The sequence below is a fragment of the Sporosarcina sp. P1 genome (assembly GCF_002743155.1).
Classification (GTDB): Bacteria; Bacillota; Bacilli; order Bacillales_A; family Planococcaceae; genus Sporosarcina; species Sporosarcina ureae_B.
On the sequence record NZ_PDYS01000014.1, the window covers coordinates 63,767 to 77,563 of the forward strand.

A 13,797-nucleotide genomic window follows, 5' to 3' on the forward strand; every position below is an offset into this window, starting at 1 on the left:
AGGGCGTATGAGGAAGGGGTCGGGTCATGATGTTTTCAAAAGATATTGGGATAGACATGGGTACCGCCAATGTATTGATATATGTGAAAGACAACGGTCTCGTCATTAACGAACCGACTGTTATTGCGATCGATAAACGTACGGATGAACCTGTAGCCTTTGGTGTAGAGGCCTTTCAAATGATTGGTCGTTCACCGGAATATATTCAGATCATACGTCCAATGAAAGCTGGGAACATTGCGGATTTTGAAATGGCGCGTGTGTTGATCAGACACTTCCTCGAGAAAGCGCTAGGAAAAAGCCTGCGTATCAAACCTCACATCACGATATGCTGTAAAGCGGATACGACGCGAGTGGAAAAGAGTGTGATCCGCCAAGTGATGATGGGAGCCGGAGCCAAACAAGTTGTTATTGAAGAAGAATCGAAAGTGGCGGCGATTGGGGCAGGTATGGACATATCGAAGCCTTCAGGCAATATGATAGTCGATCTTGGTGCAGGCACGACAGATGCTTCCGTGCTGTCGATGGGAGAAATCGTTTCGTTTGAGAAAACGAAAATCGGTGGCTTTCATTTTGATCAATGCATTATCCAACATATACGAAAAAAACATAATGTGTATATAGGAGAAAAAACGGCCGAACAAGTGAAAAAAGACATGGGCGTTGTGTTGAAGGATGGAAAGAAACCGAGCGCGATGAACGTGCATGGTAGCGACCTTGCGACAGGTATTCCGAAAACAATTGAAGTGACGGCGGAAGAGATTCATCAGGCATTGTTTCTGCCGATCAATAAAATCGTCGAGACGACAAGAAAAGCACTGGAAGAAACAATGCCGGAGCTCGCTGCAGATATTGCACAGCGCGGCATCCTATTAATCGGAGGCGGTGCATTGCTTCCGGGATTAGATACTTTATTATCCGAACATCTCAATGTGCCGGTATTCATTGCGGAAAATGCGCTCACTTGTATAGCAGAAGGAACGGGACAGCTCATGGACTCGGTCAGTAAAACTTCAACCCGCATAATTTGAACTGCCATCAAGCGACAAGTAGTGTATACTAAAAACAACGATTATTCGACATGATGAAGCAAAGGAGTGAAATGAAATGTTTCGTGGTTTTTATACAGTAGGATCAGGCATGATTGCACAGCAGCGTCGTACGGAAATGCTATCAAATAATATCGCGAACGCCAACACGCCAGGCTATAAGGCGGAGCAATCGACGATTCGTGCATTTCCTGACATGTTGATGTCTCGTTTGGATTCGACGCGCGTGCCGACGGAAAAAGGCTTAAACTTTAGAAATCTATCCCCAGTAGGCGAACTGTCGACAGGCGTGTATATGCAAGAAACTTTGCCTTTATTCGCGCAAGGCCAGTTGCGTGAAACGGAACAGAAGACCGATATCGCATTACTGGATGGACCGATGGAAGTCAATGAAGAAACAGGCGTTGCGGGAACGGTATTCTTTACGCTAGAAGGCGAGAATGGCGGTCAATTCTACACACGAAACGGTAATTTCGCTGTCAACGCAGAAGGGTACCTGACCAATCCATCCGGCTTATACGTCCTTGACGATGCCGGCAATCGGATCGAACTGACAAGTGATGATATTCGCGTGACGGATTCAGGAGTGATCTTCGCGGGACAAACGGAAATCGCGACACTTGGTATTGCCTACTCTGACGGACCGGACACATTATCTAAACAAGATAACGGGCTCTACACGACAATCGACGGCAATGCGTTACCGACTGGCGGTACGTACACGATGCAACAAGGATTTCTTGAAGATTCCAACGTCGATGCCGCGCGCTCGATGACGGATATGCTGACAGCCTACCGTGCATTTGAAGCCAATCAGAAAATCCTGCAAGCGTATGATCGCAGTATGGAAAAAGCGGTCAATGAAGTAGGACGAGTCAATTAATGACTACATATAGAAGTATGCATAAAGGAAGTGATCTTTGATGATTCGCACGATGACCACAGCGACCAACACGATGAACCAGTTGCAGCAACGTCTCGACTTGATTGGCAACAACTTATCGAACGTCGGTACACATGGATATAAATCCTCGTCTGCTACATTCCAAGAACTATTATTCCAACAAATCAATAATGACAAAGCAGATCGGGCCGAGCGCAGCTCAGATCTTGGCATTCGCATGGGGACCGGCGCGCACCTCGGCAGCCTGCAGATGAACTGGAAAGTAGGCTCTGTACAAATTACGGACCGTCAGCTAGACTTTGCGTTAACGGAGCCGAAACAACATTTTAATTTGATCCAGCCAACAGACGGCGGAGAAGAAATCATTTATTCGCGTAAAGGAAATTTCTACTTGTCACCGACGGCAAATGGCAACAATGCGCTAGTCAATGAAGAAGGACTCGCAGTGGCGGATAGCGCGGGCCGTCCCATCGTCTTTTCTGGACAAGCGACCGATTATCAAATTCGTCCAAACGGTGTATTGCAAGTAACTACACCGCAAGGCACACAGGAATTTAATCTGGGTGTCACCGTCTTAGAAAAGCCAGATTCGATGGTTCAGCTTTCTGCAACCACTTTTGGTTTGCCAACAGATCTAGCAGCACTCGGACTGACAGCAAATGATATATTGACAGAAATGACTGGTGCTCGACGAAATCAGATTGGCTTACAAAATCAAGCGCTCGAAACTTCCAACGTAGAGTATGAAAAAGAAATGGCAGATTTAATTTCGACGCAACGTGCCTATCAATTCAATGCACGTTCCGTAACAATGGCGGACCAGATGATGGGCTTAATTAACGGCATTCGCTAACGCGTGCAATAGGAGTACTTACTATGACAGATAAAAATTCAAATTTCAAAAAAATAACAGAACCACTTTCACCTGTGAAACCATTCGAACCATTGAAGAAACCAACAGAGATAGAAGATCCGATTGAGCTTACAGAAACAGATCCCGTTGCGACAACTGAAATGGACAAAGTCGCAATTACGCCGTCAGAGCCTCTTGCAACAGACAAAGAAGTTCCGGAAGATATTCAGTCGACAACAGAGACAGAACCGCTAGAAACGGCTCCTGACGCACCAGAACAAACTCTTCTAATCGAAACGGAACCTGTAAAAAAACGATCTGCATCAAACGAGGGCGACGTGACATTCTGGAAGAAGATGACGTCAAAACGGCCACGAAAAAAACGTTCCGAAAAAGTTGCAAAACCGGTAAGCGAAATGCGTTGGGTTCAAGTACGCATGATTCCCATCTGGCTACGATTGCTACTTATACTGTTGTTAATGGTCTTAGCGGCAATAGCAGGTACAATGGTTGGTTTCAGTGTAATCGGCGACGGCTCAGCAGGCGATGTCTTCAAAAAAGAGACATGGCAGCATATTTTTGATATCATGAACGGTAAATAGTACAGAAACCTCTGAAATCTTCAGAACCTCTGGAATAAAGGAGACAAATTTCATGCTAAATGCTCAACAAATACAAGAAATCATCCCGCATCGCTATCCATTCTTGCTCGTCGATCGCATCGAAGAACTCGAAGAAGGCAAGCGCGCAGTCGGGTTAAAAAATGTTTCAATCAATGAAGACTTCTTTAACGGCCACTTCCCGGGCTACCCAGTAATGCCAGGAGTCCTAATCGTGGAAGCACTCGCTCAGGTAGGCGCAGTCGCTTTACTCAAAAAAGAAGAAAACAAAGGCCGTTTAGCATTTTTTGCAGGCATCGACAACTGCCGTTTCAAGCGTCAAGTCGTACCAGGCGACACGCTTCGTCTCGAAGTAGAAATCGTCCGCTTGCGTGGAACCATTGGAAAAGGAAAAGCAATCGCAACCGTCGAAGGCGAAGTGGCATGTGAAGCAGACATTACATTCGCACTCGGACCTGTTCAAGAGCAATAACATCATGATGCCGTACTAAAAAATTGATAGAATAATCATTGGAATGCCGGTATGGGCATACAGTGGGAGGGTATACTACAGCATGTTAAAAAAGCTTTCTCCAAATATTAAGAGCAGCATCACTCGTTCCATTTCCCAATCATTCGAACAATATATGAGTGAAATTGGCTGGTCAGCAGAAGAATATAACATCGAACAGTTTTATGCGAACTGGCGGGAATACATTACGACCAAAGCACTTTGGTACGACAAGATTCCTGAAGACATCAAAGTAGACGCCGAGTTCCATAAAGAGTTAGCGGAACGCGTGGAGGAAGTACTAATCCGCATCCTCAACGATCCGCCGACAGAAGAGCAAATCGCACAAATTGAAATGTTACAAGAAAATCTCGACACACATTATGATTATGGCTGTAAAGCGGAAGCTGTATACGTTCAAAACGTATTGGAAACCACATCAGGTCATACGAATAATTAAAACGAATAGTTCTCTCCTTTACGCACAAGCTATCCATGAACATACCGATACGTATCGTTCACAGCTCGTAAAAAGGAGGGAATTTTTTTATGATCAGAAAAGCTCTGCCCGTGGTTTTTGCTTCCGCACTCGTTCTGACCGCATGTAACACGAACGACGGCGCACTGCCAAGCAACAACGAAACACCTATGCAAGATGTGGAACGTAACAATACGCCAAACGACAACAAGCGTATGGGTCCTAATCTCGACGGTCTTGACGACAACAATGACCGTGGCATCATGAAGAGAGAAGGCGAAGACATCATCGACGACACGCGCGAAGGTATCGAAAAAACTCGCGACGAACTCATCGATGACAACAACGAAAACCGTGGCGCACGCGACGACACCAACGTGGACGGCAACATGAACGGTAACAACGCTGCTCCAGACGGCGTATTGCGCGATGAAGATCGTAAAGTACGATGATTCCCGCCATAATAAAAACGACCCTGCATATTGAATGCTTGGGTCGTTTTTATTATGAGTGGGGTAGTCTATCAAGGTCCGCGGGCGCTCAATGTGTCGGCTTATCCGCTCAATGACGCGTGTGTTCCGCTCTATGTAGGTCCGCGAGCGCTCTATGTGCTGGCTTACCCGCTCAATGTCGCGCGTGTTCCGCTCTATGTAGGTCCGCGAGCGCTCAATGTGACTGACGTACTCGTTCTATCGCCCGCGCCAATCACACTCAAACCCTGTCCGCGGGCGCTCAATGTGTCGGCTTACCCGCTCTATCGCCCGCGCAATCCGCTCAATCCTGGTCCGCGAGCGCTCAATGTGTCTGACGTACCCGTTTTATCGCTCGCGCCAATCCATGCTCAAACCCTGTTCGTGGGCGCTCAATGTCGGCTTACCCGCTCTATCGCCCGCGCTATCCGCTCAATCCTGGTCCGCAAGCGCTCTATGTGTTGACGTACCCGCTCTATCACTCCCGCTATCCGATCAAACTCGGTCCGCGAGCGCTCAATGTGTCTGACGTACTCGCTCTATCGCTCGCGCCAATCACACTCAACCCCTGTCCGCGGGCGCTCAATGTGTCGGCTTACCCGCTCTATCGCCCGCGCTATCCGCTCAATCCTGGTCCGCAAGCGATCTATGTGTTGACGTACCCGCTCTATCACCCGCGCTATCCGCTCAATCCTGGTCAGCCAGCGCTCTATGTGTCGACGTACCCGCTCTATGCACCCCCCCCACACACCCACCCTAATACCCACCAAAACACAAAAAAAGCCACCCCCGAAAAAGGGCAGCCTAACCATCACAACTTCGTCTTCTCATCCATTTCCATATCGCGCTTCAACTTCGGCCGATCCCACATCGCCGTTTGGAATTGCTCGAGCAACGCATCGCCTTCCAAACCTTCAGCCAACAATTCTTCAAGCAAATATTCCGGATACTTCGAACGGACACGCTTCAGACGTCCCTTCATTAGCACGGAAATGCGGTCACCAATCTGACGCCAGTTTTCAACCGCCACATCGAACGAAGCGGGCTCGTTGCCAGGATACGAAATGACGACGCGGACGGTCAACAACGTCTCCTCGGCTTTCCACTTTTCCATAATATCCTTATACTTGGCATCAATGAACAGCTCAAGCACCCACAAACGGTGACTGTTCTCCTGGTTGATGATAATGCCGTCAAACAGCGGAAACGCAAGCACGCCACTCTCCTGAAGCACTTCCACCGAAATCATCTTAAACGTCTTCAATCCCATCACCTCGGTACAATTTTCCCAAGTATAGCATAAAAATCTTAAAATACTCGAGTATTCAAAAATGCCGTTTACCTCGTCACGTGGAAATCGCATGATACCGCGAATGTCCAAAAATTCCTTCGAATAAAAATTGAAAAACCACACCGAAAATGGCGTCAAAATTCAATTTTGCCTCTTTGCCATACTGACCCTATGTGGATTACGATAAGGGCAGCACAAAGAAAGGAGGAACAAACTCGTGAACCAAGTGGCTTTAGTAGGGCGCATCACCAAAGACCTCGTATTAAAAGAACACTCGTCAGGACGTGTCAATACCACGTTCGCCCTCGCTGTCAATCGTAGCTTCAAAAACGCAAACGGGGAAATAGCAACCGACTTCGTGCCGTGCTCCGTTTGGGGACGATCCGCCGAAAACCTAGTCCGTCACTGCGGCAAAGGATCGCTCGTAGGCGTCAGTGGAAGCATTCAGACCCGGAACTACGAAAGGGAAGACCGTTCGAAAGTGTATATCATGGAAGTCATGTGCAGCGACATCCGCTTTCTTTCGAAGTCATCCAAACCTCAACAGGCAGAAATGAAAACGCATTCATCTACTGAGCCCGAACGTTTTGAAGAAGCGAAATCAACCGAAACCGCACTACCTATTTTTTAACACTATCCAACTTGGAAAGGAGAGGGGACAAAGGCATATCCGCCGTCGCACATCCGTTGCTGATCAATTCCTGAAAAGAGATGGATGACACACAATTGAAGAGAAATGAAAAAAGAGAAAATCACACGACACTACAAGCATATTCGCCAACTAGCATGACTCGGCTGAAGCAAGAGCGGGTGGGGACTCGATCCTCTGTGATGCCGGGAGTACATTCAGCATAGGAACTGAATCAATTTTACGCCAACTCATCCGTCACCCGTCTTTGTCGGAGACCACTTCCACTTGGCGGGCTGACGGAATACATACCCGCTCATAGAAAGGATGAAGCCCACATGCACAGCACACCTACAGTCGCGCAGAAACAAGATATTCAACGCCTCGAAGACCAGATTGGCCAGCTGATCCGCATTATTGCCAACCTGAACGAGCGCATCAATTACCTGGAAACGATCAAAACCAATCCATTCCTCATTCCCTCCGATATAAAATGAATGCAAAAAGACCTGCATCCTATTTCGATACAGGTCCTAGTGATAACTATGTCAATTAAACGTCAGCAAATCCTCGAGCTCTCGATCATTGAGCTCCGTCAACCACTGACTCGAATGAATCAAATCAGCTGACAACGCTGCTTTCTCGACGAGCATCTCGTCAATTTTTTCCTCGATTGTCCCAACGGTTACAAATTTATGCACATGTACGAATTTGGTCTGCCCGATACGGTACGCACGATCCGTTGCCTGGTTCTCCACAGCCGGATTCCACCAACGGTCTGCGTGCAATACGTGATTCGCCTGTGTCAGATTCAAGCCGGTGCCCCCAGCTTTTAATGACAGGATGAAAATCGGGAATTCCCCGTTTTGGAACGCCTCGACCAATGCGTCACGTTGTCCTTTTGGCATACTGCCCGTCAAGAACGGCACATCAATTCCGTGTAGCTCGGACAAACACTGACGGATCATTTGCCCCATGCCGATATACTGCGTGAAGATCAAGCATTGCTCACCGTTCGCCGCAATCTCCGCTGCCATCGAAACGATTCGCGCCATTTTATTGGATCGGTTCGTCAATTCGGCAGCAGGGGCTGGCGGTTCTTTTAGGAATAAAGCCGGATGGTTACATAATTGTTTCAAACGGCTGAGCATCTTCAAGATTAAGCCTTTGCGCTCAAATCCTGTCAGAGTCTCGAGTTTGAATTTCGTCTCCGAAACAAAACTTTCATACAATGCCGCTTGCTCAGGAGTCAGCGGTACATATTCATTTTGCTCGAGCTTCTCAGGCAAGTTCAGACGCAACTCCGGATCATTCTTCGTCCGGCGCATCATGAACGGCTGAATTCGAGCACGCAATTTCCGCTTCTCCGCTTCAAGATCATCACGCTCAATCGGCACGATGAACTCTTCGCTGAATTTACGGAAACTGCCAAGATACCCTTTATGAATGAAATCAAAAATGGCCCATAACTCCGACAAACGATTCTCGATCGGCGTACCCGTCAATGCGATATGATGCCCACCGCGCAACTTCCGTATTGCTCGTGACTGCTTCGTCTGCAAGTTCTTAATATTTTGCGCTTCGTCAATAGTTACATTTGCAAACTCGTACATCGACAGCATCTCGCCGTCTTGCGTGGCGGTACCATACGTCGTCAAAATAATATGCGTTTGACGCTTGCTCATAATATCCGCAAACTGCTCTTCGCGCGCACGATTCGTCCCATAATGTACATGTACGTTCAAAGAAGGTGCGAAACGCTCGAGCTCCTTTTGCCAGTTCCCCATGACACTTGTCGGACAAATGATTAGCGAAGGGGAGTCGGTTTCCGGTAAATTATGCACATACAACAAATACGTAATGAGCTGTACAGTTTTACCAAGTCCCATATCATCCGCCAGCACAGCACCGAATTTATTGTCGCGCATGAAATGAAGCCACTCGAAACCTTCTTGCTGATACGGACGCAACTCGGCATGCAACGTCTCAGGAACCGCAACAGCCGGTAAACCTTTCTTGTCATGCAACATATTCATTACTTTACGCAAAGACTGTTGCATCGAAAACGCGACTAACGGATCGTCTTCTTCCTCTTCATCGTAGACCGGCGCAATCTCTTCCGGCACTTCATTGAACAGCAAATCCTTCACTGTCCATTCGCCATCATCGACTTGCTCCATCAACTCACGAATACGTTTGAGCCATGCGGGATCCAAATGGAACCACTCATCGCCCGCGCGAATGTACTCGCGGTTTTCATCGACCATCTTCTGGAACTGATTCTTATCGATCTTTTCCCCAGCGAGTGAAAACTGCCAATCAAACGACAACACTTGATCGAGACTCGCTGACGAGCGATACGACTGCATACCCGCAGACGTCCGAATCTTCAACTTCGTCTCTGTCACGGTTTTTAACCAAGCCGGCAGTATAACCGGATAATCAAATGCCTGACATAGTGGCAGATCTTCCTGAATGAAAATCCGCACTTGCGCATCATTTAGCGGCACATGCATGAACTGTCGCGGCTCATACCATTCGACGGAACGGAAAATCCCGACCATTTCGGATTGACGCTCTTCAATATCTTCCGCATACGGCTTGCGTTTTGCAGGTAAAGCATTTTCGATCGAGCCTGCTATTTTACCGATCGCTGGTGACCACTGCGCACCACGATCACTAATTAGAATCGTCTCAAGCAACCAATCGGTCCCATCGATCTCCGGCTCCGTCAAACGAAGTGCTACGCGGAATGGTAACTTCGACTTTTCGGTATTTGGCCATCCATACTGCTGAAAATGCGGCAACAAAGCAGGGAAGTCTGCCATTGAGACACCGAGCGTCGCCAACTGTCCGCGCATCGCAAGCGAGATATACCGCCCCGCCTGCTGAGATAAATGGGTTTGATCGAGATCAAACGACAGTCCAGACTCATTCGCTTCAACGTACGAAAACAACGCAGGATCATTCCATAACGTCGCTGCCTCGCGAATGGCTGTCAGGATTTGTTGGTCGTTAGAAGTCGCACCTGCGTATTGCACATACGGATGACTACCAGACGAGAACAAACGCAACAACATATCGATCGATATATCGAGCCAATTATCACGTTGCTCCACCAACATGCCGTACATCGTGGGTTCATCCGAATAAAATAAATACGACACTAGCATATCCGCATCGATCTTGCGCGTTTCACCTGCGACATTTGCGGACACGATGAAGATGCCGTCTTGTCCTTCTTGTAACGTTAACTCTAATGAAAGTTGTAAGATGTTCGAATCGGTCATAGAAGTAGATTTCCTTTCTCCATCTCTTCCATCAGTGCACGCAGACGTGGAAATTGCTGGCGGACTGTATGGACATAACGGTTCCAAAATTCATCGCGGCCATCGCGCTTCGCAGCAGCCTTCATTTGCTTCCATAAACGCACTGCACGGCGATAGCTATCTCGATTTTTCTCTTTGACTAATTTCAATGCTTCGGCATGCATGAGAGGGAACACCGCTTGCGAATCTTCTGCGAGTGCTGTTTTCATCGCTGAGCTATCGATCATATCGACTGACCCGCGCGTTAAATGCATAAGCGCAGCCCATTCAGCATAACGATTACGTTCGAATAAAAACTTGCCATATGCACGACTTGCTTCCGGTCCATACGATTGAAACAGTTGATCGCGCTGATCTTCTGGAACATCGGATAACGCCAGCAACTCGTCGATGTCCTCGGCAAACGCCGAACGGTTACGCGTCGCAAGTTGCTGATAATGCTCGGCTAAATGAGGAAGCAATTGCAACATAATCGACTGCACAATATCAAAATCCTCATCTTCCTTCGCATAGAGCGCAAATGCCAACCATTGAGGAACAGCAGTAGCATCTAAAGTATTCAGTTCCTCATCGAGCTCGTCAAACCGTCCCGATGTCAAATAGAGAAACGCACGGAATAATGGTGCGTCTGCTGCCGTTTCTTTTTGCAGACGTTCAATCTCCTGCGTCAATTCAGCCTCATCGGAATAAAGCTCAGTATAAACAAGTCGGAACGCTTCAAAACGTTTCGAGAATAAACCATCTTCGTCGAGTGCGAATGAATGGATCAAATCTTTGAGCTTGGTGTGAAATGCGTCCGTCTCAAATAGACGAGATTTTGAACTCAGCTGTTTGATGCCTGCTTTCATTTCGGACATTTGCTCATTGAGCCAGATCGTCAGCTGCCATTTGCCGTAATGATAGGAATCATTCGCCGATAGTTCACTTTTAAGGAATGGCCATGCCGCCCGCAATAATGTTAGTTGATAGTACAGCGAAAAGAGCGGCTTCCATTCCCATTCAAAAGGAGAAAGCCGCGTTTTCTGGTGTTCAATTTTGGAAGCATAATGCAAGAATCCAGTCGGTCCGTCACTCGCATTCAACTCGCCAAGGGGCTTCACTAATTCGGATAATGCGTTCAACCAAGCTTCCGGCGTCCGTTCATTGATCGACAATTGTGTCTGCACAGTTCCTGACTGGCGCCATGTATTCAGCCAATCCGATAATGAATGAAACTGCGAGTACAAATGAAAGACGACCGAGATCTGATGCGCGCACCAGTCTCCGTCGGCACATGTACAGTACGGCTCCATCGTCATGAAAGAAAGACGTGCGAATTCGGATTCTGTACCCGAAATGTTTGCCATCAAGGATTGCTCGGTTTCCGTGTAGCGATACGCACCGATTGCGTTCATACGTACAAGTGAAGCAGCCTTGCGTATAATTTCCGCCTGTGCAGGGACAGACGGCTGAAATGTATGTTTAATATGATTCATGAATTCTTCAATTTGTGATTCGTGCATATTTGCGATTCGTTCAATAGTGATGGCCACCGAATCCACTCCTTACTTAAGCATTCCTCCTATTATACCGTTTTTATCGGTCCTTTACCACAACTTGAGGAGCATAAAAACAATCAGATCTTATTTATCTGTTTGGTTTTCGAACAACTGCATGAAGTTCAACATGCCTGATAGCAACAACTGGCGGTTTTCGTAGTCCAATGAATTAGCCCGTAAAATAAATTCTTTCAACAGTGGCTCGTTTTCAATTAGCGATCCGTACTGTGTAAGAAACCCTTTTTCATACGTGGCGCTACTGTCGAGCGTCTGATTCGAAAAAGGACGTACCGTCTTTAACGGTTTGTCCAGAATCATCGCAAGTAATACATCATCCGGTATGTTATAGATCTTCTTAATGATCGGCACCAAATAAATTGGGAAAGCTCGTTCACTCGATTCATATCTAGACATCGTCGCACCATCGACTCCAAGATCTTCGGCCATTTGTTTTTGTGAAATATGTAAATACTCATCGCGGTATTCTCGTAATTGTGTTCCGAAACTCATTTTCATCACCCGTTTTTCTCGCCATCGTATAAGAAAAGAATCCGGTATTTCGGTAAATTGTCATTTAAACAATACGAATTGACGAATCAGCAATTCCGATGTTTTTCTACAATAATGTGAGAAGATTGTGATAAAAAATAGAAAGTAGGCGAAAATGATAGAAAAAGTGCAATTGATTTTACATTTTCCTCAATTGCGGTACCGTTTACAAAAGCCAGAACTTATGATCACAAATGCACCACATTTCTTCGATTCTCTCGAACAGCATTCCGAAAAATCTGTCCATGATCCAAATGGGGAAGTTTCATATTTGTATAACGTCACGCGTGACGAGATGATCTTTGAGCAAGTCATCATTTCATACGCGGACTGTCAAATGATCTTTTCTTACGTGAAAACGAATGTCGATGCGAGTAAACAATTACTGGAACAATTGAAAGAGGGAAACATCGAGTATCGGCCGGTGTCCAAAACTTTTCTCGTAGAGGCGTGATGAATAACCCGAAAGACGGCTGGATTTGCCGCTATGACCGATTTCTGAAAAATTCTCTTGGTATATTAGATGGTTTCCGACTCATATCATGCACAAAATCCTCTTTAATGTGATATATTAATAATAATCGGAAAATTCAAATTACTGAAGAGGAGGGGGAAGAAATGCTAGTCATACAGCGAATCAAGCCATTTTTCACCAGGAAGGAAGAATTCAACTTACGCCTTGTATTCGCTTATCAATATTTCTCGATTAAGCGAAATGATGAGGTGTTCCAATTCATCCCCGCAGAAGGGAAGGAAATCGTTGTGAATACGAAAAGTTTGCAGATTGAGAACTTAGGAGAAGTATTCGTCTTTCAGCGAGGAAGCAGGTTTATACGAATCCCACTTTATCAATTGTTGCTAGTTTCCGATTTGCATTTGCATTTGTCGACTATACTCGAAGGAGCGATGGGATTGGAAGGCCATCTACAGGAAGAGTACATGCGTGAAGCGGACGGTTTAGTGGAGAAGTTGGAGCAAGATAATTGGGAACGAATGGTAGACTATGCGCTAGAAACCAAAAACCAACTCTTGTTCAAGGAGTTGATGGAAGGACTGCGAATGATTTGATCATCACACAAAAACGTTAAAAACACCTCAATTGAAAGCACATCTATGTGCGTCAACGTTGAGGTGTTTTTATGTGCGTTGTAATATACGTTTTCTCATAGTGTAAGGAAATGGAGCGCCACTACGAATAATCCCGACCCGGCCACGCCTAGTGCAAAGTCTTGCCATGTAAACTCAATCGTCTTGTCCAAGTTCATCGCTCATCACTCCTTTATGTAATTAGAGCCATCTGACCCTATTACTTCCTATTGTAACCTATTTCGATAGATTAGAAACATTCAGATAATTAAATGAATCTAATGGACTAGGGGGGCTTTAAGTAGATAGGCTGGCAAGAGTTTAGGGTAGGGGATTGGCGCTTCGGAGGGGACGCGTTCTGGAGGGCTCGCGGTGAGCCCCCTAGTCGCTGCGCTCCTTTAGTGGTCTCACCTGTCGAGCTGATCCTCCCAGAGTCGCCCCTCCCATAGGCGTCAACTTAATGAATAGTTAATCGGTTGTATGATTTGAAATGAAGTTTTTTTAAAAAAACT

General features: G+C 46.5%; 15 protein-coding genes. 11 read left to right on the plus strand and 4 right to left on the minus strand.

The window, feature by feature from the left end; all coding sequences use genetic code 11:
* Positions 1 to 26: 26 nt before the first annotated feature.
* The 7 genes from mreB to CSV73_RS12890 all read left to right on the plus strand — a co-directional run bounded on the left by mreB (position 27) and on the right by CSV73_RS12890 (position 4,846).
* Positions 27 to 1,031 (plus strand): rod shape-determining protein, encoded by a 1,005-nt coding sequence (mreB, locus tag CSV73_RS12860; RefSeq protein WP_369802595.1) that lies wholly within the window; start codon positions 27 to 29, stop codon positions 1,029 to 1,031.
* Positions 1,032 to 1,107: 76 nt separating this feature from the next.
* Positions 1,108 to 1,932, plus strand: a complete 825-nt coding sequence (locus tag CSV73_RS12865) for a flagellar hook-basal body protein (protein WP_085132722.1) — start codon at positions 1,108 to 1,110, stop codon at positions 1,930 to 1,932.
* A 40-nt stretch (positions 1,933 to 1,972) separates the two neighbouring features.
* Entirely contained in the window at positions 1,973 to 2,806 is an 834-nt protein-coding gene (locus tag CSV73_RS12870; RefSeq protein ID WP_099627797.1) for a flagellar hook-basal body protein, read from the plus strand.
* Between the two features lie 23 nt (positions 2,807 to 2,829).
* A complete protein-coding gene (locus tag CSV73_RS16765; protein ID WP_233202901.1) occupies positions 2,830 to 3,408 on the plus strand; it encodes a DNA-directed RNA polymerase subunit beta in 579 nt (192 codons plus the stop codon).
* Positions 3,409 to 3,460: 52 nt separating this feature from the next.
* The gene (fabZ, locus tag CSV73_RS12880) at positions 3,461 to 3,898 is read left to right on the plus strand and encodes a 3-hydroxyacyl-ACP dehydratase FabZ (RefSeq protein WP_085132724.1); all 438 of its coding nucleotides are present in this window, start codon (positions 3,461 to 3,463) and stop codon (positions 3,896 to 3,898) included.
* A gap of 82 nt (positions 3,899 to 3,980) precedes the next feature.
* The gene (locus CSV73_RS12885) at positions 3,981 to 4,376 is read left to right on the plus strand and encodes a hypothetical protein (RefSeq protein WP_232319152.1); all 396 of its coding nucleotides are present in this window, start codon (positions 3,981 to 3,983) and stop codon (positions 4,374 to 4,376) included.
* Positions 4,377 to 4,465: 89 nt separating this feature from the next.
* Positions 4,466 to 4,846, plus strand: coding sequence for a hypothetical protein (locus CSV73_RS12890; protein WP_099627798.1), 381 nt, complete (start codon positions 4,466 to 4,468; stop codon positions 4,844 to 4,846).
* 829 nt (positions 4,847 to 5,675) lie between these two features.
* Here the strand turns inward: CSV73_RS12890 and CSV73_RS12895 are convergent.
* Positions 5,676 to 6,128, minus strand: coding sequence for a YwpF family protein (locus CSV73_RS12895; protein WP_085132727.1), 453 nt, complete (start codon positions 6,126 to 6,128; stop codon positions 5,676 to 5,678).
* A gap of 244 nt (positions 6,129 to 6,372) precedes the next feature.
* On the opposite strand from CSV73_RS12895, the gene CSV73_RS12900 reads away from it, so the two are divergent.
* Both CSV73_RS12900 and CSV73_RS16525 read left to right on the plus strand, forming a co-directional pair.
* Positions 6,373 to 6,786 (plus strand): single-stranded DNA-binding protein, encoded by a 414-nt coding sequence (locus CSV73_RS12900; protein WP_085132728.1) that lies wholly within the window; start codon positions 6,373 to 6,375, stop codon positions 6,784 to 6,786.
* 335 nt (positions 6,787 to 7,121) lie between these two features.
* Positions 7,122 to 7,280 (plus strand): hypothetical protein, encoded by a 159-nt coding sequence (locus CSV73_RS16525; protein WP_157111257.1) that lies wholly within the window; start codon positions 7,122 to 7,124, stop codon positions 7,278 to 7,280.
* Positions 7,281 to 7,331: 51 nt separating this feature from the next.
* Here CSV73_RS16525 and CSV73_RS12910 read toward each other — a convergent pair whose 3' ends face one another.
* The 3 genes from CSV73_RS12910 to CSV73_RS12920 all read right to left on the minus strand — a co-directional run bounded on the left by CSV73_RS12910 (position 7,332) and on the right by CSV73_RS12920 (position 12,160).
* On the minus strand, positions 7,332 to 10,073 hold the full coding sequence (locus tag CSV73_RS12910; RefSeq protein ID WP_099627800.1) for a DEAD/DEAH box helicase: 2,742 nt from the start codon (positions 10,071 to 10,073) through the stop codon (positions 7,332 to 7,334).
* Positions 10,070 to 11,644: a hypothetical protein gene (locus CSV73_RS12915; protein ID WP_099627801.1), complete on the minus strand. Its 1,575-nt coding sequence runs from the start codon at positions 11,642 to 11,644 to the stop codon at positions 10,070 to 10,072. The genes CSV73_RS12910 and CSV73_RS12915 overlap by 4 nt, the downstream gene beginning before the upstream one ends.
* 90 nt (positions 11,645 to 11,734) lie before the next feature.
* On the minus strand, positions 11,735 to 12,160 hold the full coding sequence (locus CSV73_RS12920) for a helix-turn-helix transcriptional regulator (RefSeq protein WP_085132732.1): 426 nt from the start codon (positions 12,158 to 12,160) through the stop codon (positions 11,735 to 11,737).
* Between the two features lie 154 nt (positions 12,161 to 12,314).
* On the opposite strand from CSV73_RS12920, the gene CSV73_RS12925 reads away from it, so the two are divergent.
* Positions 12,315 to 12,653 carry a hypothetical protein gene (locus CSV73_RS12925; protein WP_099627802.1) on the plus strand — a complete coding sequence of 113 codons (339 nt, stop codon included), beginning with the start codon at positions 12,315 to 12,317 and terminating at the stop codon, positions 12,651 to 12,653.
* A 164-nt stretch (positions 12,654 to 12,817) separates the two neighbouring features.
* Positions 12,818 to 13,267, plus strand: coding sequence for a transcriptional regulator (locus CSV73_RS12930; RefSeq protein WP_085132734.1), 450 nt, complete (start codon positions 12,818 to 12,820; stop codon positions 13,265 to 13,267).
* The last annotated feature ends 530 nt before the right edge of the window (positions 13,268 to 13,797 follow it).